The sequence below is a fragment of the Comamonas odontotermitis genome (assembly GCF_014207855.1).
GTDB classification, from domain to species: Bacteria; Pseudomonadota; Gammaproteobacteria; order Burkholderiales; family Burkholderiaceae_C; genus Comamonas; species Comamonas odontotermitis_A.
On sequence record NZ_JACHKZ010000001.1, the window covers coordinates 267201 to 292785 of the forward strand.

Genomic DNA, 25585 nt, shown 5'->3' on the forward strand with positions numbered 1-25585 from the left:
CCGCCGGGTATCCCTCCCGGTTTTTAATCTAAATAGCTGCTGGCGCGCACCCAAAAAGCGCAGGCAGCTATTATTTTTGAAGCATAACCCATGGCGCTCAAATCCACGGTCTACAAGGCCAACCTGTCGATTGCAGACATCGACCACAACTACTACGCCGACCACAACCTGACCTTGGCGCGCCACCCCAGCGAAACCGACGAGCGCATGATGGTACGCCTCGTGGCCATGGCGCTCAACGCCCATCAGCTGCAGGATTTGTGCAATGGCGACGGCACCCTCGGTTTTGGCGCAGGCCTGTCCGACCCCGATGACCCGGACGTGCACCTGACCGACTTCACCGGCGCCAAGCGTGTGTGGATCGAAGTGGGCCAGCCCGAAGAAAAGCCGATCACCAAGGCCTGCAACAAGTCAGACCACATGCTGGTGTACTGCTTTCACCACGCGGCCGAAGTGTGGTGGAAAGGCCTGGAAGGCAAGCTCGCACGCCAGGACAAGCTGGAGGTCTTCCGCCTGCCCTCCGATGTGACGCAGGAGCTGGCCAAGCTTGCCGAGCGCAGCATGCAGCTGCAGGCAACCATCCAGGAAGGGCAGTTGACGCTCTCCAGCAACCTTGGCACCGTGTTCGTGGAGCCCATCCGCTGGAAATAAGCCGCCGCCACGCCACCCGCGTGGCGCGGCTGCAGACAGTGCCCCGGCCATAGCCGCCTGTAAATTACTACTATAACAATAGCATCCTGTACTCATCCATCAAGCACAGGGCTATGTTTTCATTCAAGACTTGAGGCCTGCATGGCGTCCAGCGCCCGCTCGGCATAACGGTTGAAGCGCCACGCCGTACCATCGGCCGTGATGCGCTGCCACACGGCGCGCTTTTGCACTGGCGAATAGGACAGCCAGTGCTGCACCTCCTCGAAACTGCGCCCGCAGCCCTTGCAGAAGCCATCGCCCTGGCTGGTGGAGCAGATGGCGATACAGGGCGTATCCGGCGTGGTCTCATACCAGGCGAGCCAGGCAAACATCGCCTCACCATCCAGTGCGCCCGCATCTATCTCGGACACGCGCCCAAACACCATCTGCGCATACACCTCGGCCAAAGCACACACTTCGCGCGCCAGTGCCAGCCCCGGGCCGCTGGGCGCCCGCTGGCGCCAGTGGTTGATGGCTGCCTCGATATCGGTGATGTAAATACGCTCCATGACCCTGGCGATCATAGGCCGCAGCGAACGCCTGGCTGGCGAGTTCGCAAAAATCACCCTGCGCCCTCTGTGCCTGAAGAATCAGGTCGGCGTGCAATAGTCCGCCACGCTGTCGGGGCTTTTCACTCCTTGACCCATGTCTATGTTCCAATAGCCGCTGACGAAGGGGAGTAGCTCCCGTCCCAACGCCGCCTGCGGCAGGTGTGGGGACAGATAATGCGTCGTCAATACGAAGCCTCAACAGCTTCCGGCGCGTTAGGTTCATGGCGACATGATCTGAGCAAGACCTTTGAAAACCATGGTGCCGCACCACAGGTTTTTCGAAGCCACTGCCCCTGCCTGCGCGCTCGCCGCAGCGGAACACGTCGCCTCTTCAAACCTGTAACGACACCCCATCGCTGGCGGTTTTCAAAAACCGGCCGGTTTCTCAAAATAGGTGCTTACATGGATTTGGATTTTCTCACGCACGCTCCCTTCTGGATCGCTCTCGGCCAGATCATCATCATCGACATCCTGCTCGGTGGCGACAACGCCGTGGTAATCGCGCTGGCCTGCCGCAAACTGCCCCCCGAACAACGCCGCAAAGGCATCATTTACGGCACTGCCGGCGCCATTGTGCTGCGGGTCATCCTGATCGCCTTTGCCATGGTGCTGCTTGCGCTCCCGTTCCTCAAGGTCGTGGGTGCCATTCTCCTCGTGTGGATCGGTATCAAGCTGGTGGCTCCCGATGAAGAGAGCCATGACAACATCCAGGGCAGCGACAAACTGCTGGCGGCCATCAAAACCATCATCGTGGCCGACCTGGTCATGTCGGTGGACAACGTGATCGCCATTGCCGGTGCCGCACAAAGCTCGGGCGAGCACCAGATGTTGCTCATCATCCTGGGCCTGCTCATCTCGATCCCGATCATCGTGTGGGGCTCGCAGCTGGTCATCAAGCTGATGGAGCGCTATCCTGTCATCATTGTGGCTGGCGGCATGCTGCTGGGCTGGATTGCAGGTGGCATGCTCGTCACCGACCCGGTCTTTGTCAATACCGAAAAATGGACCTGGATGCCCAAGCTGGGCACGACCGACGAAAAGGGCATGGCAGTGATCTCCACCTCGCTGTACTGGGCTGCCCACGTAGGCGGTGCGCTGCTGGTGCTGGCGCTGGGCAAGTGGATTGCCAGCAAAAAGACTGCGGAACTCTCCGCAGAAAAGTCCCACTAAGTGGATACCGCCGATCTTTCCTTCAACCACCGGAGGGCGTCCCCTACGCCTTCCGGCCTACCTAGGCCACTTGGATGAACGTAAAAATAGTCTTTGTAGATGACGCCGCTTTCGCCCTGCAACGCTTGACGGAGCGCGCTGCCAGCTGCGAAGAGCATTGGGTATTGGTGGCTTGCGCCCCCAAGATCACCCGCCGCGCCAGCCGCTGGGGCAACCGCAGCACGCTGGACAAATGGCGCAACAAGTGGGCCAAGAACCTGTTCGAAGGCCTGATCCCGCAAAGCCCGCTGCTGCAAAGCGCACGCGTGTCCACCCACATCTCCGAGGTGAGCGTGCAGCAGATGACTGCCCAGCTGCACGCCGAATACCCCGAGGCCGAAGTGCTGGACTGGCGCCGTCCCAAGGCCATCTCGGAGCCACCGTCGGCTGATTTCGTGCCTCACCGCGCCAAACTGGCAGGCTCGCTGCTCAGCGTGCTGGGCGTCTGTTTTACCTTGGCGCTGGATTGATCACATCACCAGCCCGCCCTCACCGGGCCTCTCCCATCAAGCACCTTCGGGTGCTTTTTTTTGCCACTGAGCAATCGCCGCCAAGGCGCAGCCAGCGCTGCAGCCACTTGCACCCAGCGATGGAGAAAAGGGATGACATGACGCAGCTGCGGCAATCCGCTATGCTGCCCAACCATGAAACTCCTCATCAAATGGATCCTCTCCGCCCTCGCCTTGCTGTGCGTGGCCTACCTGTACAGCGGCGTAGAAGTACGCAGCTTTGGCGCGGCGCTGATTGCAGCCCTGCTGATCGGTCTGTGCAACGCCATCGTGCGCCCCGTTCTGGTAGTGCTGACTTTGCCAGTGACAGTGATCACCCTGGGCCTGTTTCTCTTCGTGATCAATGCGCTGATGTTCTGGGCGGCCTCAGGGATCGCGGGCAGCGGCTTCCAGGTGCATGGCTTCTGGGCCGCACTGATCGGCTCGCTGCTCTACTCCATCATCAACCTGGTCATCGAATCACTTACGAGCCGCCTGCTCTTTCGCGAGTGATTGCATCTCGCGCAGACGGGTATCGATGATCGAGGCCTCGTAATAATCGGTGCGGTTCTGGCTGCTGCGCGCCATATCCTGGCCGGCGCGCAATCGGTCTACTGCAGCTGCATAGTCATACTGCGCCCCGCGCGCCTCTGCTTCCGCGCGGATTGCGCGTAGCGGCTGGCCTTGGAGACGCAATACCGTCGCCAGCGCCTGCCATGCTGCCGCATCCTTGGGAGACTGCGCCGTCAGGCTCTGCAAGGCATTGCTTGCATGGCGCAGCACCTCGGCATGCTGTGCCAAGGCTGCGGACGGCAACTGCGCCAAGGCCTGCGCATCCAATATCGCAACAGCCCGATCCAGGCCTACCGTCGCCGTTGCCGGCACGCCCGCGGGCATCGCCAACGCAGCAGCGCTGTCCACATCCGATATGCGCAGGGATTTGTCCTCTCCCCGGCTGATGACTGCTTCGTTGACCAGGCCTGTCGCTGCATTGCTAACTGTGGTCGTCTGGCGGGCACCAGGGCTTTGCTGACTGGCAGGAGCAGAGCCAGCCAGCTTGCCCAATGCAGCCAAGGCGGCATCCGGCGCGCGGTTGGCCAGCGCCAGATCAGCCCGCAGCAGCTGGGCCTGGCGGGTGGCATCCGGGTGGCCTTGCACCAAGGCATCGAGCTGATCCAACGCTGCCTGCATCGCATCATTGCGACCCAGTTGGCTGTTGGCAAGCGCCGCCAGATACCAACCACCTGCACGTTGCGCGGCCGCTTTGGCTGCAAACTCCGGCGCCTGCGTCAGCTGCACCCACTGGTGCAAAACCGCGGGCTCTGCCTTGGACAGCACCTTGGCGCGCGCCGACATCATCTGCGCCACCATGCCTGCGTCTTGCGGCTGCCGCGCCGCGCCACTGGGCAGGCGTGACTGCATATCGGCAATCCGTTCGGTGGTAAGCGGGTGGGTGCGCAGATAGGGCCAACTGCCGTTGTCATTCATGCGGTTGGCTTGCTGCAGCTTTTCGAACATGGTGACAAAGCCCGCCTGCGAGTAACCCGCAGGCTGCATCAACCCCATGCCGGTGCGATCCGCCTCGCGCTCCATATCGCGCGAAAAATTCAGCTGCGTCTGGATAGCTGCAGCCGTGCCACCCATCATCAGGGCCTGCGCTGCAGCCGGATTTTTGCTCGCGGCCAATGCGCCCAGCAACATGCTCGCAATCATCACCGGCGTCATGCGCTTTTGCTGCGCCATCATGCGCGCGATGTGGCGCTGGGTGATATGGCTCAGCTCGTGCGCCAGCACCGACGCCAACTCGTCACGGCTCCCCACCACCGCCACCAGGCCCGTCTGTACCCCCATGAAACCACCAGGCAACGCAAACGCATTCACGGTTGCATCCTGGATCAGCATCACCTGCCAGGCAAAACGCTCCTGCAGCTCGGCCGTCAGGGTGCCGCGCCGTTTGGCAGCAGTCATCAACTCCTGCCAGATCCCATTGACGTAGTCGTACAGAATCGGATCGTCGATGAACTGCGGATCGCGGTAAATCTCGCGCGCAATATCATCACCCAGACGCCGCTCCTCGCTGGTCGTCATCTCCGCACCTTCGCCCATCGCCGGCAAACTGCCCTGGGCATGGGCGGCCAGAGGAGCCAGCAAGGCAGAAACTATCAAATTAGTAGCTAACAGCGCACATCCCGTACGCGCAAACAGCCATTTTTTCATCAAAATTCCGTGTAGCAAAAGATATGACGCCCGGGCGGCGCCAATGCATTGCCTGTCGCAATCTCCATGCAGGCAACGACAACGCTAACACGTATGATGAAGCACCTTCGCACAAGTTGCACTTGCTGCGCAGTGATACCAGCGATTGAGAAGCACACGCTATGACTGAACTCACCCACTTCGACGCTCAAGGCCAGGCCCATATGGTGGACGTAGGCACCAAACCCGCCACCCACCGCATTGCCATTGCAGAAGGCTACATCACCATGCAACCAGAAACCCTGGCCATCATCCAGGCAGGCACTGCGAAGAAAGGGGACGTTCTGGGCGTGGCCCGCCTCGCTGGCATCATGGCCGCCAAGAAAACCAGCGATCTGATTCCGCTATGCCACCCCATTGCGCTGACCAAAGTGTCAGTGGATTTTGAGGTGCTGCCGGAGAAAAATGCCGTACGCTGCGAGGCGCGGACGGAGACGGTGGGGCAGACGGGGGTGGAAATGGAAGCGCTGACTGCGGTCCAAGTCTCGCTATTGACGATTTATGACATGTGCAAGGCAGCAGACAAGGGGATGGTCATGAATGGCGTCTGCCTGCTGGAAAAACACGGTGGCAAAAGTGGTAGTTTTATCGCTTGAATCGTTTTCTAGGCGACCGCTTTCTTATTTATAAAAACCAGACGCTTGTCAAGCATATATTTAATAATATAACCAATCACTAATCCAATCAGCCCCCCAACATACCGCATCACCTCGCCAGCAAACAGCCAATGGAATAGCACTTCCATTCCCCAAAAGACAAAAGTGGTGATCACCCCCATCAAAGAGTAGAGCACAAAAGTCTTGGCTTCATGCTGAGCACTGCTTGCTTGAAAACGGAATATCCAACGCTTGTCCAGCGCATACTTCACTACCAAGCCAACTCCGGTGCCAACCAACATGGAAAGGGCAATACGATAAGGCCCGCCATAAAGCTGGTTGCTCAACCACTGGCTACCAAGGTTGGCTGCAATGGAGACCACCGCAAACGTTGTATAAAGCAATGCAAGCGGCATCACAGGCGGATCCGGCGAAAAATACTTTCAGGGATATTTTTGATAATCTGCATAATCCCCCACCAAAACCATGGCAAATAAACCACCGCCTTGCGCCGGTCTATGGCACGGACAATACCGCGTGCAACCACCTCCGGAGACGCCCACAATGCTCCTTTCTTGAAGCCGGCCGTCATCGGTGTATCCACAAAGCCAGGTTTGACAACAAGAATATTGACGCCCTCGGTTCTCAGCCGCTGCCCAAGTCCAGAGAAAAACGCCGACACGGCAGCTTTCGCACTCCCATAAAGATAATTACTGGCCCGCCCTCTGTCACCTGCAACCGAAGAGATCACCGCCAGTGTTGCTCCGCGCTGCAAGTAGGGAACCATCACAAGCCCCAAACCAATGGTTGATGTTCCGTTGGTCGAAAATTCACGCAAGGCCGTCTCCACTGATGCATCACACTTTTCCTGAGATGGCAAGGTTCCATGGGCGATCAGCGCTATATCTATGCCACCAAGAGCCGCCCGCGCGGCCTCCAGCATCGGAGCATGTTGGTCAAGGCTGTTGACATCAAGCTCCCAAGTCTTCGTATCGACTGCCCCACGCACTCGCAAATCATCTGCCACTGCATCAAGCCGCTGAAGATCGCGCCCCACCAAAAAAAGCGCTGCTCCGCGTTTTGCGTATTCGCGCGCCACGGCCTCCGCAATAGCAGAGTAAGCTCCAATAATAATTACTCTTTGCATGAAAATCTCTCAAGCCATTACACGACGCCAGAATGCCGATGAAAAATTAGGGTCGATATAGCGCGAAAACTCCTGCCACCGCGGATACCCTGCCCGAAAAAGCTGCCCTGACATATGCGCATCCTTGGCAGGGTAGATAGCCCCGCCAGCCTCCGCAACTATCGCATCAAGGCGATCAAACAGCTTTAAAACGCTTTCTCCGTTGTTTCGAAAATCCAGCGCCAAAGTGGTACCAGCGCGCGGAAATGAAAGCATTCCAGGCGATGGTCTATTACCAAATTCTTTCAACACAGCCAAAAACGATCCGTTCCCACTGCGAGAAATCTCGCGCAATAGATCTTTCACCGCATCCCTGGCGATTGCAGAAGGCAGCACACACTGATGCTGCAAGAAGCCCTTGGGCCCATACATCCGGTTCCAATGAGAAATGCCATCAAGTGGATAAAAATAGCTCTGATAATGTGTTAGAGCACGTTTTCTACGTACCAACTGGCGCCAATAATATAGCGTATTAAAAGGACGCAACGTCAGAGCATTGACCAGGGAAAATGGCGGCACTAGTGGCATGCTCTGGCGAGCTACAGTCGCTGGGGTCGGTGCATTGGCATCACCGCTGACATGGTCGCCACGCAAAAAATGACCTCGCCCCAGGTGCTTGCCACTTGCTAAACAATCAATCCAGGCCACCGTGTATTCAAATTGGTCTGCAGACTCTTGAGAAAGCGAGAAAAAATCATCTAATGTGTCAAAACGGATCGACTCTGTCTCCAACCATGGACCCGGAACCCGACGCAGCTGCAACTCTGCAGACAAAATGACTCCAGTCAACCCCAACCCGCCAACAGTGGCAGAGAACAAAACATCACCGGGCTGTAATTGATGCCGAGCGCCATCACTACGTAACAACTCCAGCGCACGCACATGGCAGCCAAAGCTGCCCGTGCGGTGGTGATTTTTGCCATGTACATCGTTGGCGATGGAGCCACCAACAGTAGCGTAACGGGTTCCAGGGGTCACTGGCAGAAACCAGCCCTGCGGCAGCGCTATGTCAAGCACCTCCGCCAACGTTACCCCTGCCTCGCAGCACAGCACGCCACTGGCAGGGTCAAAAGCGATGAAGCGGTCCAATGAGCGCACCATCAGCAGCGCCCCTCCCGGGTTGAGGTTGCTGTCGCCATAGCTTCGCCCTGCTCCATGGGGCAACACCGTTCCATCAAACGCAGGCAAGCTGGTATGTCGACTGACTACCGGAAGCAAGCGTTGCGTATTCTTCGGACAGTGCGGATAACGCCCCCAAGATTGGCCGGTGACACGGCCTGCCGACGGTTCGCTCATGGATGCTCCTGATTGGGCCTCATGTCGCCAACACAACCGCGATCGCACATAAGCAGATTACCACCAAGCTCGCCTTGTCAGAAGCCGCAAACACAATCGGGTCATCATGCATGCCTCCTCGATGAGCCACCATCCACATATGACTCACCCAATAAAGCAGCATAGGACACAGTAACCAAAGCAGCTTGGGCTGGTGATACAGCGTGAGGCTCTCAGGACTATTGATATAGAGCGCCAAGACCAGCACGCCAATATAGCCAGCCGCAGCACCCAGCGATTGAATCAATGGCAAATCCATCGTGTCATACCCACGCCCGGACGCGCCCACTTTACCGGCAGCCTGCGCGGCGTGCAACTCAGTATAGCGCTTGAGCAATGCCAAACTGAGGAAAATAAACATCGAAAACGATAATAACCAGAAAGACAATGGCGCGCCAATCGCAGCCGCCCCAGCAATGATTCGCACCGTATATAACGCCGCGAGCAATATCACATCAATCATCACCAATCGCTTGAGATGGAGTGAATAGCTCACAGTCAACAACCAATAGCCTAGCAGCACCAAAGCGAATTTCCAGCCACACCATGCAGCCAATATGAAACTGACCACGGTAAGCACAACAGCAGCAAATAGGCCTTGCAACACTGGTAAATCACCGGCTGCAAACGGACGCTTGCATTTACGCGAATGCTGACGATCAGCAGACAGATCAAGCAAATCATTCAGCAAATAAACACCCGATGCACACAAGCCAAAAGCCAGAAAGGCCACAGTCGCTTGCACCAATGCTTCTGGCTCCAAAACACGGTGTGCTGCAAGCAATGGCACAAACACCAGTAAATTTTTGGCCCATTGATAGATGCGCATGGCCTTCACCCAGGTGCGCAAGCGATACAGGCCACCACGCACGGCTACAGGCCAGTGCGCCCGCACCTGAGTCAAAAGGCCCGCTTTCTCAGCCAAAGCATCGCTACCAACTACCAATCCTGCGGCAGCATGTTTCCATACCTGCAGATCTACGGTGCTATTGCCAACATAGTCAAAACCACGCTCGCCAAAACGCTCCACCAGTTTATCCGCCTTGTGCTGACCGGCCAGATTGGAGCAACCGTCACTGGCCATCACTGACTCAAACAACCCCAGATGATCGGCAATTGGCTGCACCAGCAATGCGTCGGACGCTGTGCACAATACACGCGGACGCTGAGAGGTTGTGCGTAATAGCTCCAGTATACGCACGTCATACGGCAAGGTGTTGGCTGCAATTTCAACACGGGTAGCTATCTCGCGTTTGAAAGCAGCCTTGCCTCTTAGCAGCCAAAAGGGCAATAAAAACAAATAAAGCGGATTTTTTGCCAACAATGCCAACAGAGATTCATACAACAAATCAGAGCGTAGTAAGGTACCATCCAAATCAACGCACAGGGCGTGATTTGGAGAACTGATACCTGTGTAATTCATTTTAGTCATTTGCTCTAATGGCTGGTCATTGTTGCGATAGGATTATTCTGCTGCTTAACAAGATACAGAATGAATTGATCCAGTCCTTGCTTCTTAAATCGCTTAACTTCTACAAGATCAAGGTTTCCTCCAGAATTAATAGAATGCATTTTCATATGCCTTACATTAATATCCCATCCAACAATATAATCAATATTAGAGGCGATAATAAATTTCGACAATTCTCTCTTTTTAATTGCCTTATACGCACCACTATCAACAACGCCATCCAAATTAACGACTCTTATATTTTCACCCGCATAATAACCAAGCGCTCCGGATTGCTGAGCACCAATGACCGAGTGACTTGGAATGGAGGACAAAATATCAATAGCGATCTCTCGATAGCCCTTTGCACCGGCAACGCCATTGTACAAACTACCATCTGGCCTAGAGAAAAAAATCACACCCTTATTAATATTAAAAAGAATAATCAATAATCCCAGACCCCAAAAAATAGCTTCCCCATGCTTATCAAACGATTGCGCAACAAACCAAAATGCCGTGATCACGCTTGCAATCATCGCAAATATCGAAATATGAAGATATCTAGGAAAAAACCAAAATGCCGGCAAATATAAAATATAAAATAAACTGACAGCGATTCCGCACAAGATGAGCAAAAGCAACCCATCTAGTGTCCGGTCATTTCTGGAAAATATTATCAAAATAGATAATAAAACAGACAATATAATTAATGGCTCTTTATAAGAAATATTTGAAATATGAATGCCATCCAACAATATTGAAGCAGCCAGATCCGAGGCCATCTCCATTGGCATACGGTCGCCACCAGACGCTTCAATTAGTTGCCTGACAGCAGCTCCACTTTCCGGAATGGGCGAACCGAAGTGAAAAATACAATAGCCCCACCATGGTGCGACCACAAGTGCAGCGATTAGACTAACCATAATCACCTGTCGCACATTCAATCGCACAACAATCATCAACCCAATGAATGCCGCCAAAATTGCGCTATCCACCCTAGCCAAGATCATGAAGCCAATAATTACCCCGAGAATACCAGCGTTATGAATCGTGGGGGTTTTTATATATTCAATATATAAGAGAATCGCACAAAGACAAAGAAACATCGACAAAGATGTTTCCAAGCCGTTCATGTCATTCCTAATGATCAATGGAGAGGTCGCAACTATCACTCCCCCGAAAAATGCCAGTAATGATGAATTTACAGAAGTAAATATTAATTTGGCAAAAAGACCGCAAGCAAATGCACCAAAAATTCCACTTAACGCAATGGAGGCAAGAGCAGCCTGGTCATTAGAAAATTCCAAAAGAAAGAAAGGAGCAATAACAAAGGCAATAAGAGGCTGAAACCCGGAGGTCAGGGTGACACCATCAGCCGAAGGGAAAAATCCACCAGCAATATTTCTTGAAATAGAAAGAGTGTAATAGGTGTCATCTGGCAAGAAAATTCTATCCAAATAAGAAAAATCCTGCAAAAAAATCGCAATCCTTATAAATATTGCAATAGCAAAAATCAAGAATACAATTTTCCCCGGCTTTTTCAGAATTGTCATTTTCCCAGCTGAAGTTCAGTCTGACAAATTTTGGGACTTGTCATATTCCGTACGCGAGCCAATTTGCAATATGCATTGATATCTGACTTCATATTGTCCTCAAGGCGTTCTCCATCAAAATGGTATTCTGAACGGAGTTTTTTCAAAAGAAGATCCGCCTGCACCGAATCATCCATTGCATACAGAATTGCCACTTTAGTGTATGCAGCATATGCTTGCCTCCCTTTCCCCATTATTCTTTGTGCATCATTAATAAAGCGCAATGCCACACTTAAATCTCCATCAAATATCAACTTACTTCTAGCGTATTGCGAATATACATTTTCAGAGAAATTTGGAAGTTTTACTGAATCGGGCAACAAATTTCCATCTTTATCTTTAGGAAAAGCTAAGAGAATGCCTTCAAAATATTTTACGGACTCCGAATCACCTTCGGCAAGTAGGAGTGATGCATAGAAATATTGATCTGCTATACCGAGTCCACCATTTTTTTCTTTTAACTTCTCAAGAACTTCCCTTGCCAGATCAAGTCGCCCTTCAGCCAAGGTTCCATATAGATACCCCATCCTCACAGCAAGAACATTTGGCTGCATTTGATAAGCTCTACGCCAAAGATTCAAATCGCTAGACCATTTCGGCGTGGCGGATAATGTTACAGAAAGCGAAATCAATAACCATGCACCAAATAAAACAGAGAGCCCCCCTTTTAAAAAAGAGGATACACCGAAATTATTCAAAAATCGATCCCAAGGAAAACTAACTACAGCAATGCATAAAAAAGCCAATGGCAGTGTTAGAAATCTATCTTGTGCAATATTCCCGGCAATGGTCATTGGGATAAGGTGCAAAACTAGCGAAATCCCCACAAAGGCCGCAATCATTAGCCACGCCCATGTTTGCATTTTTCGTATGGCACTGAATATAACAATTAACACTAATATTATCGTTACAATATTAGTTAAATATATTCCAAAGGTAGCAGGAGTTTCTCTTACCGGATAAAATGTATCGATGTAATTCAATGGAAAAATAAAAATTCGACCATAGAATTGCAAAGTCTCAATGGGTAGGGCAGAGGAAAGTATTTGTCTATAATATTCAAAATTAGCGGATCTATGATAGATCCCGCTCATACTCAGATCACGAATAATAAAATACGAAATCAATATAAATACCAAGGAAATCCATATATGCCGTTCCACTTTCAACATATGAATGAAATTCACAATGAATTTTTCGGATGAATTTGAGTGCATGGACATCCATATACACACAAGAATAATTGGCGTTACAATTCCAAGCTCTTTGCTCATCAAGGCAATCAAAGTAAAAAGACATACCCCTAATACTCTTACCCATGGCGATAAATCGGTCTTGGCAAAGCACCAAGCAGCCCCTAATACCCCTGTCGTGCACAACAAATCGAACCGACCAGATACCCAGGCAACAGATTCAACCAATGCAGGATGAATGGCATACATTAATGCAGCCAATGTGGCCAAAAATTGAATAGACCGTTGTGATTTGGTACTTTCAAGAATACGCTCGGCAAGCGCCCTAACCAAAAGTACATTCACGGAGAAAATCGCGACATTGATCCCATGGGATAGCGCAGGATGCTGACCCACGGCCTTGAACTCCAGCCACCATGTCAACATCACTAGAGGCCGCATATAGCTGGTATTAGGCAAAATAGGTGTTGTCAATAGATTCCAGCTCAAAGGATCTACCACAAGGGAGTTTTTGTTAAGAAAAATACTAACGTCATCCCAGACATATGAGTAGCCAAGGGTGCGACCATAGAGCAGCACGCACACAATCGCCAGAAATATAGATGATAAGTATCTATTATTCAATAGGCGATTTTTTGATTCAAAGTCGAATTTCATTGTTCTCTTAATTATTATTCATCGAATAATCAATCTACCCATGGTCGGAGCGGAATGATACCAATGACTTGTGCCGTCTTATTGTTCAATATAACAGCCATATCCTTAGCTTGCGCTTGCATGCCTTGAAAAACCACCATATCAGGCCTATATTTTTTCTCATTCAACCATTTATTAATATACTCTTTTTTCTCGGGATTTATTTTTATCAAATCAGAAATTGGATGTGCTCTTTGAAGCAGCTCATCGCGCATTTCATTTAGAGGCGCATGGTATTTTGGGAAATGCCCATAGTCTTTGCCGGAAAGCGCATTAAACAACATGGCTTCACGCTGTTCAGGATCAGAAGCCTTGCGAATTCCTGTAACAATGGGTCCTGTCCATGGCAAATTTGATGAATCTACGTCTTTGGCCTGTATCAGATCAAATCGATGCCCCAGGCCTGCCAAGAATACAGGGCGTGCTTCGGATATAGAATATATCCCAAAAGCGAGTGCAATAGATTGCATTAAAGCAATAACAACTAAATCAAACTGTAGATGCCTCTTGCCAGGCTTAAATACCACCAGCGTCAGTATCGGGCCAACGCCGACAATCACAACAATTGTGGCTAATAATAATTTTTGAATCCCTACAGCTTCAGCATATGGAACTGGAAACCAGATAAAAAAAATGGGCACAAATAATGCACCAAGAATTAAAGCTGTAAAGCCAAAATGAATGGAAAACGCTTTTGATCTGGTCAATTTATTTGCATTCACTGGGAACATAAGATGCATCGATTGTGCCTGTTGAGGCTGGCAGGCCACGACTGGTTGCGATGATTTTTGAATTGCTTGCGCATGCCCAGTCTATGTCGCCGCTCTGGCCATTGAGAATGGCCCCACTGATAGAGGGTGTCAAAATTAGTGTTTTACCATTAATGGCTGCCAAGCCATTGTTGGAATTCCCCAGATAAGTAATGGTAATCTGTCCTGCATCATTGGATATCTGGATACTAGCCACATATTTGGATGAGATACTCCGTGCGTTATATTCTGCTCGCCGGTCAGCGATTCCACTAATACCACCTGAGTATGCTTCGGCTACAGCCATTTTTGCATCACTTGCAAGTACCAGACCTTCCGATGCTTTGGTACGTATGGTGAAGCTTTGGTACTGCGGCAAAGCAATGGCCGCTAAAATACCGACAATGGCCACCACTACCATCAATTCGATAAGTGTAAAACCTCCGATGAGCTTCCATTTTAATCGATAAATTCGAGCTTGCTTTTTACTCATCCGACCCCCCAAAAAAAACAAGCCTGCTAGGCAGGCTTGTATCAGACATTTATGCCTGGATAAATTCGGCCAAAACCGAAATTAAATTACTTGCATTCGGTTGGCGAGTAACGCTCTTGCAAGGAGCCAGCTGTAACAGGCAACGAACGCTTGGTTGCAGTCGTGGTGCCTTGGCCAGCACAAGCCCAGTCCATCGTGCCCTGCAAACCATCCACCAGCGCAGAACCCGTGATGCTCGGAGTCAGCACCAGGGTCTTGTCATTGATCGCAGTCAGACCGTTGTTAGCGTTACCTTTCATCTTGATGGTCACTTCACCATTCGAAGAATTAACTGCAATCGAGGTCACATACTTAGAGGTAGGGACATTGTTTGCCACTTGACCTGCATAAGCAGCCACACCAGCGATACCATTGTCTTGGTAAGCCTCAGCCACACCTTGCTTTTGCGCACCACCCAAAACCAGACCTTCGGTCACTTTCGAACGGATCGTGTAGTCTTGGTATGCAGGCAGAGCGATAGCAGCCAAAATACCGATAATTGCCACAACGATCATCAGTTCGATCAGGGTGAAACCCTTTTGCATCTTACGCAGCATGTTGAATCCTCTCTATGGAATCTGTATTGAAAACTAGTAGCCAGATCACATCGACTTGGCTTGCGGATAGTATTGCAAGCGCCGTGCCAACTTTTCCTAGCTCCTTACAGCTTGCTCCAGGCTGACAATTCTGGGGCTTTTTGTTAACTGATTGTTGCAAAAATCCATTTTTGTCATTTTCAACCTGGGGCGACATTTTTGTAAGGTCGTGAAAAGTTCTATTGTTGTTATCCGTCTATCAACAGCAACGGCACCCGAAGGTGCCGTTGCTGTTGAGGATGAGACAAGGCTTAGAGCTCAGGTCAAAAATTCGTACTCCATGCCTGCAAGCTCAATCTTGTCGCCGCCTTTGACCGCTGCTTCCGTAGCATTCAGGGCACGTCCATTGAGCTTGGCGTCGGTGACGCCATCTACCTTGGAGACAACATAGCCTTTGCCGCGCCTCGTGAATGCCACGACCGCGATGCCTGGGCGGCCGACAGCAGTGACGATCTTCGAGAGCATGACGTCTTCGTCAGCGCCTTTCACTGCGCGAAGGTGTGCACCTGCGGAATAGAGCGCTTCCTCATGGTGGGGGAATGCGGCAGGCGACGTGGAAGGGCCTTCCTCGTGCGAGTCGTTTTCAGGCAGCATGTGAGGCACAGGTACAGACAACGCCTCGGTATAGAAGCTGCCATTGGGCGATCCGGTTTCCGGGGCGATGGAGCTCATCAAAAAGCGAATGCGGCATTTGCCGATATCGAGCAGATCGCCGCTTTGCAGTACCTGGCGACGGATTTTGATGCCATTGACGCGGGTGCCATTGGTGCTGCCCAGGTCTTCCACCACTACGATTCCAATTTTCTTTTCGTAGGTGAATGCCACATGCTCCCCACTGACAGCCATGTCAGTGAGGATGATGTCGTTGGTGGAACGGCGGCCCAGGGTTGTTCGGGACTCTTTGAGCACGTAGTCCTGAACCACCATTCCATCTAAAGAAACTATTAAACGCGGCATGTTGATTTACCTCTATGTAATTATACGTAAAACAACAATGGAGTTGTCGGCTCTGATAGTTTTGTTAACAAAAAAACCTGGGGACGCCAGCTGTAGCGGGCCCGCGCCGCCTTGTGGAGCTCGCGCAACCAGCCGGTTCTTTGCCTCTCCGCCTTCCTCAATGGGCGTCAATATCAGTGATGGCTTTGTCAGTTTTAGGTATAAAAAAAGCGCCCTGAGGCGCTTTTTCGAGGAACGAGTCTCCTGCTCAGGCAGTCTTTGCTTCGCCACGCTTCTGCAACCACAGGCCGAGCCCGACAACCAGCGCAGCGCCCGCTGCCGCGGCCACGTAGTGCAGCATGGGGTTGGCCTCGACATAGCTGTGCAGCAACTTGTCGTTCATGATGGTTTCGCCACCCACCCAGCCGATCAGGCCAGCGCCCAGGATGACGATCACGGGGAATCGCTCCATCAGCTTGATCATCAGCGTGGAGCCAAAGATCACCAGGGGAATGGAGATGGCCAGGCCCAGAATGAGCAGCACCATGTTGCCCTGGGCTGCCGCGGCCACGGCAATCACGTTGTCCAGGCTCATCACCAGGTCAGCGATCAGGATGGTACGAATGGCAGCCATCATCGAGCCGGTGCCCTTGGATGCGCCTTCGTCGTCCTCGTTGCCTGTCAGCAGTTGCAGGCCGATCCACAGCAGCAGGCAGCCGCCGATGATCTGCAAGAAGGACAGCTCCAGCAGCTTGGCGGCAACCACGGTGAGCACGATCCGCAGCACAACCGCTGCGCCAGAGCCAAACATGACGGCTTTTTTCTGCTGTTCAGGCGGGAGTGAACGCGCTGCAAGGGCAATGACAACCGCGTTGTCGCCCGAGAGGATGATGTTGATCCAGATGATCTTGACCAGCCCGATCCAGAAATCAGGGTGATTGAGGTACTCCATTTTGCGCTCCGTAGTTATGAATGCAAAGACGCCAGATCATGGAGATCTGGCGTCTTCTTTTAGTTGGAGTAGGCAGTGTAGCGGCGTAAACCGCTCTTTACATGCGTAATTTTGCTTATTTCAGCAGGCCCTTGAGCAGACGGCCCATTTCGGATGGGTTGCGGGTAATGGTGAAACCGCACTCCTCCATGATGGCCAGCTTGGCATCTGCCGTGTCGGCGCCGCCAGAGATCAGCGCACCTGCATGGCCCATGCGCTTGCCGGGAGGGGCAGTCACGCCAGCAATGAAGCCAACCACGGGCTTCTTCATGTTGGCCTTGCACCACTGGGCAGCTTCCGCTTCGTCCGGACCGCCGATTTCGCCGATCATGATGACGGCATCGGTGTTGGGATCGTCGTTGAAAGCCTTCATCACGTCGATGTGCTTCAAACCATTGATAGGGTCGCCACCGATACCGACGGCAGACGACTGGCCGATGCCCAGCTCGGTCAGCTGTGCCACGGCTTCGTAGGTCAGCGTGCCGGAGCGGCTCACCACGCCAATGCGGCCTGGCATGTGGATGTGGCCGGGCATGATGCCGATCTTGATTTCACCGGGGGTGATGAGACCTGGGCAGTTGGGGCCCAGCAGCAGGGTCTTCTTGCCACCAGCCGCTTCCTTGGCCTTCATCTTGTTGCGCACTTCCAGCATGTCACGCACGGGAATGCCTTCGGTGATGCAGATGGCCAGGTCCAGGTCGGCTTCCACGGCTTCCCAGATAGCGGCAGCAGCGCCTGCGGGCGGCACGTAGATCACGGACACGGTTGCACCGGTGTCCTTGGCTGCGTCCTTGACCGAACCGTAGATTGGGATGTCGAAAATCTTTTCGCCAGCCTTCTTGGGGTTCACGCCAGCCACGAAGCAGTTCTTGCCGTTTGCGTATTCCTGGCACTTTTCAGTGTGGAACTGGCCGGTCTTGCCCGTGATGCCTTGGGTAATGACTTTGGTGTCTTTATTGATATAGATAGACATGTTGTGTTCTCCAGGGCTTACTTCACTGCGGCAACGATCTTGGTGGCGGCTTCGGCCATGGTGTCTGCACTGATGATCGGCAGACCCGATTCAGCCAGCATCTTCTTGCCCAGCTCTTCGTTGGTACCCTTCATGCGCACGACCAGGGGCACTTGCAGGTTCACGGCCTTGCAGGCGGTGATCACGCCGGTGGCGATGGTGTCGCACTTCATGATGCCGCCGAAGATGTTGACCAGGATGCCCTTGACCTTGGGGTTCTTGAGCATGATCTTGAAAGCTTCGGTGACCTTCTCGGGGGTAGCGCCGCCGCCCACGTCCAGGAAGTTGGCAGGCTCGCCGCCGAACAGCTTGATGGTGTCCATGGTCGCCATGGCCAGACCGGCGCCGTTCACCAGGCAGCCGATGTTGCCGTCCAGGCTGATATAGGCCAGGTCGAACTTGGAAGCTTCGATTTCTGCAGGATCTTCTTCGTCCAGATCGCGCAGGGCCACGATTTCTGGGTGACGGAACAGGGCGTTGGAGTCGAAGTTGAACTTGGCGTCCAGGGCAATCACGTTGCCCTTGGAGTCGCGGTTGAGCGGGTTGATTTCAACCAGCGATGCATCCGTGTCCATGTAGCACTTGTACAGCTTCTGGCAGATGTCGATGAACTGGGCCATCGAGTCTGCAGGCATGCCGATGCCCTTGCCCAGCTCTTCGCCGTCGGCCTGGGTGAAGCCTTTGAGGGGGTCGACGAACACCTTGACGATCTTTTCGGGGGTGCTGTGCGCCACTTCTTCGATGTCCATGCCGCCTTCGCTCGAAGCGATGAAGGCCACCTTCTGCGTGCCACGGTCGGTCACGGCAGACAGGTAGTATTCCTTCTGGATGTCGGCACCGTCTTCGATGTACAGACGGCGAACCTTCTGACCTTCAGGGCCGGTCTGGTGCGTGACCAGCTGCATGCCGAGGATTTGCTCAGCCAGCTTCTTCACATCGTCGATCGTCTTGGCAACCTTCACGCCGCCGCCCTTGCCGCGGCCGCCTGCGTGGATCTGGGCCTTCACCACCCAAACCGGGCCACCCAGCTTTTGTGCGGCTTCCACTGCTTCTTGCACAGTGAAAGCGGGAATGCCACGCGGAACGGGCACACCGAACTGACGCAAGATTTCCTTGCCTTGGTATTCATGAATTTTCATGAGTGTCTCTCGGAGTAAAACAAAAAAGGGAAAAACCCGGCGGCCATGCGCGCAGAACAACAAATAACTCGCAAACTGGGCTAGGAGGCCTGGCAACCTGCTAATTTAACATGCTGCACTGCGCCATTGCCTGTGACAGCCCATCCATCCCGGGTGAGCACTCTGGATTTACCTTAAGTACAAATGCTTATAGCTACCATTTGTATAGCTAACTATTGAAGAGTGTCGGGCAAAATTTCCGTCCAGCGTTGTCAAATCGATCTTTCGTCTCGGGTAGAGGTAGCGCCTATGGTTTCCTGGAGCCTAAATACCCCTGCGGCGCAGGATTTTTGCCACGTTCTCCCTGCCTGTCACTGAATTGGGGTAGGCGCTTTGCACCTGCAACCATTTGCCTGGACAAAATTTCGCACCACAGCCCCACAATCTGCCGCTTTGTATGACAATGGGTGTTTTCCCATCCACAAGCGGCCGGGCACGGGCTTGCCGCAGCACTGCAGGAGTTATGGCAATGGCAAAAGTGTTTATCGACGGCGAAGCTGGCACCACTGGGCTGCAGATTCGCGAGCGCCTGGTAGGCATGCCCGGCGTGGAGTTGGTAAGCATTGCGCCCGAGCTGCGCAAGGATCCTGCGGCCAAGCGAGCGCTGATTGCAGGGGTCGATCTCGTCATCCTGTGCCTGCACGATGACGCAGCCAAGGAAACCGCTGCCCTGGTGGATGCCATTGAGCAGGAAACCGGCCGCACCATCAAGATCATCGATGCATCTACCGCGCACCGCACCAATGATGCGTGGGTGTATGGCTTTCCGGAGCTGAGCGCCAGCCAGAAGGCGGCCGTGCAGGCGGCAAAGCGCGTCTCCAACCCCGGCTGCTATGCCACCGGCGCCATTGCGATCCTGCGCCCGCTGGTCGATGCAGGCCTGATTGCGCCCGATGCACCACTGGCACTGCCTTCGGTATCTGGCTACAGCGGCGGCGGCCGCACCATGATTGAGGCCTACGAGGCTGGTACCGCCGCTCCTTACGAAGCCTATGCCCTGGGCCTGACGCACAAGCACATTCCTGAAATCCTGAAGTACACCGGCATGACGCGCCGCCCGGTGTTCATTCCGGCCGTCAGCAATTTTGCGCAAGGCATGCTGGTGCAGTTGCCGCTGCATCTGGAAGAGCTGCCCACCAAACCACTGGTGAGCGATCTGCACGATGCGCTGGCGGCTCATTACGCCAAAACCAACCAGGCGGAACAATGGGTGAAGGTGCTCCCTCCCACAGACGACAACAAGCTGGCCGCTGATACGCTGGCGGGCACCAACAACCTGGAGATCCGCGTGTTCGGCAACGAGCAGTTGCGCCAGGCCGTGGTGATTGCCCGCCTCGACAATCTGGGCAAAGGCGCCAGCGGGGCTGCGGTGCAGAACCTCAAGCTGATGCTGGGCTTGTAAAAACACAGCACAAAGCGCTTTCTCCTCATGGGCTTGGAGCATGAAGATGCTTAAAACCCAATAAAGATGAGCGCCAGCAGCTATCAAAACAAAAGCGACCTAAGGTCGCTTTTTTTGAACTGTGGAAGACCGCAGTGGCTCAGCGTTCCACCGTTCGGTTCCAGCGCTTGTTCCACTCTGGGCGGTCGGCGTTGATCACGTCCCAATCCACCGCCACGGCATTTTTCAGGATGGAATTCATCTTGTTCTGCTCTTCAGCAGCCTTGCCCTGCAGCTTGGCTTTGGGGTTGACGGGGTTGTAGCTGCCGTTTTCCATGGCCAGCGCCTGCGCTTCGGGGCTCACCAGGTAGTCTTGCAGCTTGTGCGCCAACTCCGATTCGGGGTTGTTGCTGAGCACGCACATGGCCGTCATCAGCACCACCGCGCCTTCCTTGGGCGCCACGTACTCCATCGGAATGCCCTTGGATTTCATCAGCTCGGCCTGCGTCAAGGTGTAGGGGAAGATGGCCGCATCACCGGCCTGCATCATCTCGACCACCTTGGACGAATTGGGAATGTATTCCACCACGTTCGGGCCAATGGTGGTGGGCCAGGCCTTGAATGCCGGATCCACATTCTTCTCGTTGCCGCCCTTGAGGCGGTTGAACATCAGGAAGGCATGCAGGCCGAAGGACGACGCGGGCATGGATTGCACCACCACCTTGCCCTTGAGCTTGGGATCGGCCAGATCGCCCCAGGACGTAGGCGCTGCCCAGCCCTTTTCGGCAAACATCTTGGTGTTGTAGGCCAGGCCTGTCAGACCCATCGACAGACCAACAGCGCTGTCCTTGATCTTGGCAATGGCCGGGACTTCTGCAATGTTGGCCGAAGGCTTGAGCTTTTCGCACAGGCCCATGCCAATGGCGCGGTACATCACGCCGTCGTCCAGGGTCATCACCTGCATCTGTGCCTTGTCCTTGCTGGCCTGTGCCTTGGCGAGGATGTCGGTCGAGGTACCGGGCACCACCACCACCTTCACGTTGTTGGCCTTTTCAAACGGCGGGAAGACGAACTGCGAGTACGTGCGTTCCATGTTGCCGCCATTCATGCCGATGTAGATGGTCTTGGTCTGCGCGTGCGCCGCGCCTGCTGCTGCCACCGCAGCCAACAGTGCTGTGGCCCGAATGGCACCGCGCAGCGGAGAGGTCTTGGTTGTCTTTGTCGTCATGCGATTTTCCTTTCAGGGGTGGAAGAAGAGGCTTCGCCAGCGGAAGCAGGTTGCAAGAATCGGTCAATACGGAAAGCGTCAATCGGCGTGCTACTGCGGCCCTGTGCAATCAGCTCGGCCATCACCTCGCCCACGCCGGGGCCGAGCTGGAAGCCCCCGCCCGCAAAGCCGAAGGCATGGTAGAGGCCTGCCATGCGGCTGCTGGCGCCGATGATGGGTTCATGGTCGGGCAGCGCGCCCTCGTTGCCGCTCCAGGTGCGGATCAGTTGCGCGTTCTTGAGCTGCGGCAGGAGCGCCACCAGCTGCGGCAGTTGCTCCCAGATGGTGGTGGCGCGGTTGCGGGCACGGGTATCGTCCAGCACCAGGCCCGGGCCGCCGCCAAACACCACGTTGCCGCGGCGCACCTGGCGGCAATAGATACTGCCCCCCTCCACGCCCAGGCTCCAGTTCAGAAAATGCGGCAATGGCTCCGTCACGCCCATGGCGGGCGGGCGAATGCGCATGGGCACCGGCTCGCCGCACTGCTCGGCAAACTGGCCCGCCCAGGCGCCAGCCGCGTTGACCACGATGTTGGCCTTGATCTCCAGCCCCGGCGCGCGCACCACAAAGCGCTGGCCGTTGTGCTCCACCGCCTGTACCGGCGTGTGTTCCAGCACCTGCGCGCCCGCACGGCGCGCAGCGGCGGCAAAGGCAGGCGCCAGCAGGCGCGGGTTGGCCTGGCCATCTTCGGGGCAGAACGAGCCGCCCACCACCTGCGCGCCGCCCACGGGAAAGCGCTTTTTCAGCTCCGCCCCGTCGAGCAGCTGCAAGCCCAGGCCGCAGTCGCGGGTCATCTCGGCGTAGCGCACGAGCGACTCCATGTCCGCATCCGAGCGTGCGATCTTGAAATGGCCCGAGCGCTCGTATTCGGCCTCGGTACCGATCAGCTCGGTCAACCGCCCCCACAGTGCATGCGAGCGCTGCGACAGCGACAGCATGGCAAGCGACCTGCCCTGGCGCCGCACGCCGCCAAAGTTGACGCCGCTGGAGCGCGAGCCGCACAGGTCGCGCTCCAGCATCACCACGTTGACGCCACGCTGGCGCAAAAACAGCGCGGTGCTGGCACCCATGATGCCGCCGCCGATCACCACCACTTCGGTGGCCAGATACTTAACCATGGGCTGCCTCCCGCGCGGCAGCAGCCACGGTCATGTCCAGAGGCAGGGGCTTGATTGGCGCCTGGCCACGGATGCGGCCAATACTCTCCACCGGCACCTGCAGCGCGTCAGCCAGAATCTCGGTCGCCGCCACACCGCACATGCGGCCCTGGCAACGCCCCATGCCCACGCGGCACAGCGCCTTGATGCGGTTGATGTCGCCATTCGCATTGGCTGCGGCCGTGCTGCGTATCTCGCCTGCGGTGATGTTTTCGCAGCGGCACACCACCAGATCGTCGCTCGCACGCGCGGCCCAATCCTCGGGAAACGGAAAAGCCACTTCCAGCGCCTGCCGAAAGCGCTCTGTTTTCAGGAGCCGCTGGCGCAGGTGAGATGCACGTGAAACATCAATGTGGATGCCGCGATCCTGCAACAGTGCCAAGGCCGCCAGCTCGCCCGACATCTCGGCAGCATCCGCGCCCATGATGCCTGCACCATCACCAGCCAGATACACACCGGGCACCGAGCTGCGGCGGTCTGCATCGGTCTGCGGTACGTGGCAGCGATGCAGCGGCGCAAAGGCAAACTCGCAGCCCAGCAGGTCTGGCAGTTGCGTCTCGGGCCGCAATGCATAGCCCAGGCCGACGGCACTGCAGGCCGTGCGTTGCTCCGCGCCTTGCGCATCTTTCCATACCAGGGCCTGCACGCGTTCATTCCCCGCCCCGCCCTCTGCCCGCAGCAGTTGCACGCCATGGTGCACAGGTACGTTGTGGAACATGAGCCAGCTGACGTAATACACGCCTTTGGCAGTCACCGCCGGTTGCGCCAGCATGGCGGGGGCTGCCTTGTAGCGTTGCACCGATGGCGCGGTATCCAGCACCGCGCATACCTTGCCACCCGCCTTGGCGTACTGGTAGGCCACCAGATACAGCAGCGGCCCGGTGCCGGCAAACACCACCGCATCGCCAATGGCGCAGCCCTGGTATTTGAGTGCGACCTGGGCACCTCCCAAGGTGTAGACGCCAGGCAGTGTCCAACCAGGGATCGGCAGTACGCGATCGGTGGCGCCGGTGGCCACGATCACATCGCGCCAGCGCACGGTGTCTGCCGTGCGGCTGGCCGTGTGCAGCAAATTCAGCGTGTGGCCCTGCGCATTCCACACCAGGGTGTCGGGCCGGTAGTCAATGTCCGGGCGCAGGCTGTCAAAGGCTTGGTGCAAGGCAGAGGCACGGCCCGCTTCAAAACCGTACAAGTCCTTCGGTGTGCGGGCAAAACCGTCAGGCTGGCGGCGGTAGATCTGACCGCCCGCCTTGGGCGCTTCGTCGATGACAACAGGCCGCACGCCATGGGCAAGCAGGGTCTGCGCCGCGCGGATACCGGCGGGGCCAGCGCCCACGATCACGGCCGCGCCATCGGCTGGGCGCGGGTCGTCCAGGTAGAAATCGCTGCCGATCATGGTTGCACCTCCAGCGGTGCAGCCGTGGCGGCAGCGCCAGGCGTGGTACACACCTGCATGCCGGCCTGCAGCGCCGTGGAGCAGGCGCGCACCTTGCGGCCCGCGTCAGAGCCGCCCAGGGTGACCCAGCAGTCCTGGCAGGCACCCATCATGCAAAAGCCGGCGCGCGGCGTTCCCGCGAATTCATTGGTGCGCAGTTGGGCCGATTGCGTCAGTACAGCGGTGAGCACCGTATCGCCCTGCAATGCCTGTGCAGGCTGGCCATTGAGCACAAAGGCGACAGGCACGCGGCCCTGCTCCTTGAGCCGTTGCAACTGGCCCGCGCAGCTGTTGGTTTTTGCGTGTGCCATCAGTGCTTGCCAATCAGAATGCGGTCCAGGCCATAGACTTTGTCGAGCAGCAGCATCAGGCCCAGGGTAATGAACACGATCAGTGCCGAAACGGCAGCCATCATCGGGTCGAGCGACTCGGTGGCATACATGTACATGCGCACCGGCAGGGTGACCGTGCTGGGCGATATGACAAAGATCGACATGGTCAGCTCGTCAAAGCTATTGATGAAGGCCAGCAGCCAGCCGCCGGTGATGCCCGGCAGGATCATCGGCAACGTGATGCGCTTGAACACGGTGGCATTGCTCGCCCCCAGCGAGTACGCAGCCTGCTCGGCACTGCGGTCAAAGCCAATCAAGGCCGCCATCACCAGGCGCATGGTGTAGGGCATCACCACCAGCGCGTGCGCAAAGATCAGCCAGCCAAAGCTGCCCTGCCCGCCCACCAGCGAGAACATGCGCAGCATGGCCACGCCCAGCACCAGATGCGGAATGATCAGCGGTGACAAGAACAGCGCCTGCAGCGCGCCGCGGCCCGGAATCTCGTAGCGCACCAGCGCAATCGCAGCAGGTACCGCCAGGGCTGTGGAAATCGAAGCCGCAGACACGGCCAGACCCAGGCTGTTCCAGAACGACTGCACGAAATCCGGGTGGTGCAGCACCTGGTCGAACCAGCGCAGCGAGAAACTGGTGGTGGGGATCGTCAAAGTCTCTTCCGGGGTGAAAGCCACCAGGCAGACAATGACCAGCGGCGCCAGCATGAAGGTGATGACCAGCGCGTTGAAGATGAGGGCAATGGGTCCGTTTTTTTGCATTGTG

At 55.2% G+C, this 25585-nt stretch carries 26 protein-coding genes; 6 read left to right on the plus strand and 20 right to left on the minus strand.

Annotation, left to right across the window (positions count from 1 at the left end):
• Positions 1-90: 90 nt before the first annotated feature.
• Positions 91-651: a YaeQ family protein gene (locus HNP33_RS01175; protein WP_184704394.1), complete on the plus strand. Its 561-nt coding sequence runs from the start codon at positions 91-93 to the stop codon at positions 649-651.
• 119 nt (positions 652-770) lie between these two features.
• On the opposite strand, the gene HNP33_RS01180 is transcribed toward HNP33_RS01175, so the two are convergent.
• Positions 771-1199, minus strand: a complete 429-nt coding sequence (locus HNP33_RS01180; RefSeq protein ID WP_184704396.1) for a DUF3717 domain-containing protein — start codon at positions 1197-1199, stop codon at positions 771-773.
• Positions 1200-1643: 444 nt separating this feature from the next.
• Between HNP33_RS01180 and HNP33_RS01185 the strand changes: the two genes are divergently transcribed.
• The 3 genes from HNP33_RS01185 to HNP33_RS01195 all read left to right on the plus strand — a co-directional run bounded on the left by HNP33_RS01185 (position 1644) and on the right by HNP33_RS01195 (position 3451).
• On the plus strand, positions 1644-2411 hold the full coding sequence (locus HNP33_RS01185) for a TerC family protein (protein ID WP_184704398.1): 768 nt from the start codon (positions 1644-1646) through the stop codon (positions 2409-2411).
• Between the two features lie 74 nt (positions 2412-2485).
• Positions 2486-2920, plus strand: coding sequence for a hypothetical protein (locus tag HNP33_RS01190; protein ID WP_184704400.1), 435 nt, complete (start codon positions 2486-2488; stop codon positions 2918-2920).
• A gap of 174 nt (positions 2921-3094) precedes the next feature.
• Complete coding sequence (locus HNP33_RS01195) at positions 3095-3451, plus strand: phage holin family protein (RefSeq protein WP_184704402.1); 357 nt, start codon at positions 3095-3097, stop codon at positions 3449-3451.
• On the opposite strand, the gene HNP33_RS01200 is transcribed toward HNP33_RS01195, so the two are convergent.
• Complete coding sequence (locus tag HNP33_RS01200) at positions 3419-5089, minus strand: M48 family metalloprotease (RefSeq protein ID WP_325064891.1); 1671 nt, start codon at positions 5087-5089, stop codon at positions 3419-3421. The two genes, HNP33_RS01195 and HNP33_RS01200, sit on opposite strands and share 33 nt — an antisense overlap.
• Positions 5090-5316: 227 nt before the next feature.
• Here HNP33_RS01200 and moaC point away from each other — a divergent pair, with 227 nt between their 5' ends.
• On the plus strand, positions 5317-5790 hold the full coding sequence (gene moaC / locus HNP33_RS01205; RefSeq protein ID WP_184704406.1) for a cyclic pyranopterin monophosphate synthase MoaC: 474 nt from the start codon (positions 5317-5319) through the stop codon (positions 5788-5790).
• An 8-nt stretch (positions 5791-5798) separates the two neighbouring features.
• Here the strand turns inward: moaC and HNP33_RS01210 are convergent, their stop codons facing one another.
• From HNP33_RS01210 to sucC, 13 genes are all read right to left on the minus strand, one after another.
• On the minus strand, positions 5799-6206 hold the full coding sequence (locus HNP33_RS01210) for a GtrA family protein (RefSeq protein WP_184704745.1): 408 nt from the start codon (positions 6204-6206) through the stop codon (positions 5799-5801).
• On the minus strand, positions 6206-6937 hold the full coding sequence (locus tag HNP33_RS01215) for an SDR family oxidoreductase (RefSeq protein ID WP_184704408.1): 732 nt from the start codon (positions 6935-6937) through the stop codon (positions 6206-6208). The genes HNP33_RS01210 and HNP33_RS01215 overlap by 1 nt, the downstream gene beginning before the upstream one ends.
• Before the next feature lie 9 nt (positions 6938-6946).
• Entirely contained in the window at positions 6947-8272 is a 1326-nt protein-coding gene (locus HNP33_RS01220) for an FAD-binding oxidoreductase (protein WP_184704410.1), read from the minus strand.
• 19 nt (positions 8273-8291) lie between these two features.
• The gene (locus HNP33_RS01225; protein WP_233464209.1) at positions 8292-9743 is read right to left on the minus strand and encodes a UbiA family prenyltransferase; all 1452 of its coding nucleotides are present in this window, start codon (positions 9741-9743) and stop codon (positions 8292-8294) included.
• A 5-nt stretch (positions 9744-9748) separates the two neighbouring features.
• Positions 9749-11314: an ArnT family glycosyltransferase gene (locus HNP33_RS01230; protein ID WP_184704412.1), complete on the minus strand. Its 1566-nt coding sequence runs from the start codon at positions 11312-11314 to the stop codon at positions 9749-9751.
• Positions 11311-13203: a hypothetical protein gene (locus HNP33_RS01235; protein WP_184704414.1), complete on the minus strand. Its 1893-nt coding sequence runs from the start codon at positions 13201-13203 to the stop codon at positions 11311-11313. The genes HNP33_RS01230 and HNP33_RS01235 overlap by 4 nt, the downstream gene beginning before the upstream one ends.
• Positions 13204-13232: 29 nt before the next feature.
• Positions 13233-13982 carry a TfpX/TfpZ family type IV pilin accessory protein gene (gene tfpZ, locus HNP33_RS01240; protein ID WP_184704415.1) on the minus strand — a complete coding sequence of 250 codons (750 nt, stop codon included), beginning with the start codon at positions 13980-13982 and terminating at the stop codon, positions 13233-13235.
• A complete protein-coding gene (locus HNP33_RS01245; RefSeq protein ID WP_184704417.1) occupies positions 13951-14484 on the minus strand; it encodes a pilin in 534 nt (177 codons plus the stop codon). The genes tfpZ and HNP33_RS01245 overlap by 32 nt, the downstream gene beginning before the upstream one ends.
• 86 nt (positions 14485-14570) lie before the next feature.
• A complete protein-coding gene (locus HNP33_RS01250) occupies positions 14571-15080 on the minus strand; it encodes a pilin (RefSeq protein WP_184704419.1) in 510 nt (169 codons plus the stop codon).
• A gap of 297 nt (positions 15081-15377) precedes the next feature.
• Complete coding sequence (locus HNP33_RS01255) at positions 15378-16046, minus strand: FHA domain-containing protein (RefSeq protein ID WP_184704421.1); 669 nt, start codon at positions 16044-16046, stop codon at positions 15378-15380.
• A 277-nt stretch (positions 16047-16323) separates the two neighbouring features.
• A complete protein-coding gene (locus tag HNP33_RS01260; protein WP_184704423.1) occupies positions 16324-17007 on the minus strand; it encodes a TerC family protein in 684 nt (227 codons plus the stop codon).
• 115 nt (positions 17008-17122) lie between these two features.
• Complete coding sequence (gene sucD / locus HNP33_RS01265) at positions 17123-18019, minus strand: succinate--CoA ligase subunit alpha (RefSeq protein ID WP_184704425.1); 897 nt, start codon at positions 18017-18019, stop codon at positions 17123-17125.
• A gap of 17 nt (positions 18020-18036) precedes the next feature.
• Entirely contained in the window at positions 18037-19197 is a 1161-nt protein-coding gene (sucC, locus tag HNP33_RS01270) for an ADP-forming succinate--CoA ligase subunit beta (RefSeq protein WP_184704427.1), read from the minus strand.
• Positions 19198-19705: 508 nt separating this feature from the next.
• On the opposite strand from sucC, the gene argC reads away from it, so the two are divergent.
• Entirely contained in the window at positions 19706-20638 is a 933-nt protein-coding gene (gene argC, locus HNP33_RS01275; RefSeq protein ID WP_184704429.1) for an N-acetyl-gamma-glutamyl-phosphate reductase, read from the plus strand.
• A gap of 139 nt (positions 20639-20777) precedes the next feature.
• On the opposite strand, the gene HNP33_RS01280 is transcribed toward argC, so the two are convergent.
• Genes HNP33_RS01280 through HNP33_RS01300 form a run of 5 tightly spaced genes read right to left on the minus strand, consistent with a single transcriptional unit; the run spans position 20778 to position 25581 of the window.
• Positions 20778-21845, minus strand: a complete 1068-nt coding sequence (locus HNP33_RS01280; protein WP_184704430.1) for an ABC transporter substrate-binding protein — start codon at positions 21843-21845, stop codon at positions 20778-20780.
• Complete coding sequence (locus tag HNP33_RS01285) at positions 21842-23002, minus strand: NAD(P)/FAD-dependent oxidoreductase (RefSeq protein ID WP_184704432.1); 1161 nt, start codon at positions 23000-23002, stop codon at positions 21842-21844. Before HNP33_RS01285 ends, HNP33_RS01280 begins: the two co-directional genes overlap by 4 nt.
• A complete protein-coding gene (locus HNP33_RS01290; protein ID WP_184704434.1) occupies positions 22995-24437 on the minus strand; it encodes an NAD(P)/FAD-dependent oxidoreductase in 1443 nt (480 codons plus the stop codon). Before HNP33_RS01290 ends, HNP33_RS01285 begins: the two co-directional genes overlap by 8 nt.
• Entirely contained in the window at positions 24434-24787 is a 354-nt protein-coding gene (locus HNP33_RS01295; protein WP_184704436.1) for a (2Fe-2S)-binding protein, read from the minus strand. Before HNP33_RS01295 ends, HNP33_RS01290 begins: the two co-directional genes overlap by 4 nt.
• Positions 24787-25581, minus strand: a complete 795-nt coding sequence (locus HNP33_RS01300; protein ID WP_184704438.1) for an ABC transporter permease — start codon at positions 25579-25581, stop codon at positions 24787-24789. Before HNP33_RS01300 ends, HNP33_RS01295 begins: the two co-directional genes overlap by 1 nt.
• Positions 25582-25585 lie beyond the last annotated feature (4 nt).

What these genes read in the sequence shown, in the direction of transcription:
- sucD (WP_184704425.1), bottom strand. Translation starts at nt 18,019, where the DNA reads ATGTCTATCTATATCAATAAAGACACCAAAGTCATTACCCAAGGCATC.
- HNP33_RS01260 (WP_184704423.1), bottom strand. Translation starts at nt 17,007, where the DNA reads ATGGAGTACCTCAATCACCCTGATTTCTGGATCGGGCTGGTCAAGATC.
- HNP33_RS01175 (WP_184704394.1), top strand. Translation starts at nt 91, where the DNA reads ATGGCGCTCAAATCCACGGTCTACAAGGCCAACCTGTCGATTGCAGAC.
- HNP33_RS01230 (WP_184704412.1), bottom strand. Translation starts at nt 11,314, where the DNA reads ATGACAATTCTGAAAAAGCCGGGGAAAATTGTATTCTTGATTTTTGCT.
- HNP33_RS01300 (WP_184704438.1), bottom strand. Translation starts at nt 25,581, where the DNA reads ATGCAAAAAAACGGACCCATTGCCCTCATCTTCAACGCGCTGGTCATC.
- HNP33_RS01180 (WP_184704396.1), bottom strand. Translation starts at nt 1,199, where the DNA reads ATGGAGCGTATTTACATCACCGATATCGAGGCAGCCATCAACCACTGG.
- HNP33_RS01285 (WP_184704432.1), bottom strand. Translation starts at nt 23,002, where the DNA reads ATGGTTAAGTATCTGGCCACCGAAGTGGTGGTGATCGGCGGCGGCATC.
- HNP33_RS01295 (WP_184704436.1), bottom strand. Translation starts at nt 24,787, where the DNA reads ATGGCACACGCAAAAACCAACAGCTGCGCGGGCCAGTTGCAACGGCTC.
- sucC (WP_184704427.1), bottom strand. Translation starts at nt 19,197, where the DNA reads ATGAAAATTCATGAATACCAAGGCAAGGAAATCTTGCGTCAGTTCGGT.
- HNP33_RS01290 (WP_184704434.1), bottom strand. Translation starts at nt 24,437, where the DNA reads ATGATCGGCAGCGATTTCTACCTGGACGACCCGCGCCCAGCCGATGGC.
- tfpZ (WP_184704415.1), bottom strand. Translation starts at nt 13,982, where the DNA reads ATGCATCTTATGTTCCCAGTGAATGCAAATAAATTGACCAGATCAAAA.
- HNP33_RS01215 (WP_184704408.1), bottom strand. Translation starts at nt 6,937, where the DNA reads ATGCAAAGAGTAATTATTATTGGAGCTTACTCTGCTATTGCGGAGGCC.
- HNP33_RS01280 (WP_184704430.1), bottom strand. Translation starts at nt 21,845, where the DNA reads ATGACGACAAAGACAACCAAGACCTCTCCGCTGCGCGGTGCCATTCGG.
- HNP33_RS01225 (WP_233464209.1), bottom strand. Translation starts at nt 9,743, where the DNA reads ATGACTAAAATGAATTACACAGGTATCAGTTCTCCAAATCACGCCCTG.
- HNP33_RS01220 (WP_184704410.1), bottom strand. Translation starts at nt 8,272, where the DNA reads ATGAGCGAACCGTCGGCAGGCCGTGTCACCGGCCAATCTTGGGGGCGT.
- HNP33_RS01255 (WP_184704421.1), bottom strand. Translation starts at nt 16,046, where the DNA reads ATGGTGGTTCAGGACTACGTGCTCAAAGAGTCCCGAACAACCCTGGGC.
- HNP33_RS01210 (WP_184704745.1), bottom strand. Translation starts at nt 6,206, where the DNA reads ATGCCGCTTGCATTGCTTTATACAACGTTTGCGGTGGTCTCCATTGCA.
- HNP33_RS01195 (WP_184704402.1), top strand. Translation starts at nt 3,095, where the DNA reads ATGAAACTCCTCATCAAATGGATCCTCTCCGCCCTCGCCTTGCTGTGC.
- HNP33_RS01245 (WP_184704417.1), bottom strand. Translation starts at nt 14,484, where the DNA reads ATGAGTAAAAAGCAAGCTCGAATTTATCGATTAAAATGGAAGCTCATC.
- moaC (WP_184704406.1), top strand. Translation starts at nt 5,317, where the DNA reads ATGACTGAACTCACCCACTTCGACGCTCAAGGCCAGGCCCATATGGTG.
- HNP33_RS01250 (WP_184704419.1), bottom strand. Translation starts at nt 15,080, where the DNA reads ATGCTGCGTAAGATGCAAAAGGGTTTCACCCTGATCGAACTGATGATC.
- HNP33_RS01185 (WP_184704398.1), top strand. Translation starts at nt 1,644, where the DNA reads ATGGATTTGGATTTTCTCACGCACGCTCCCTTCTGGATCGCTCTCGGC.
- argC (WP_184704429.1), top strand. Translation starts at nt 19,706, where the DNA reads ATGGCAAAAGTGTTTATCGACGGCGAAGCTGGCACCACTGGGCTGCAG.
- HNP33_RS01190 (WP_184704400.1), top strand. Translation starts at nt 2,486, where the DNA reads ATGAACGTAAAAATAGTCTTTGTAGATGACGCCGCTTTCGCCCTGCAA.
- HNP33_RS01235 (WP_184704414.1), bottom strand. Translation starts at nt 13,203, where the DNA reads ATGAAATTCGACTTTGAATCAAAAAATCGCCTATTGAATAATAGATAC.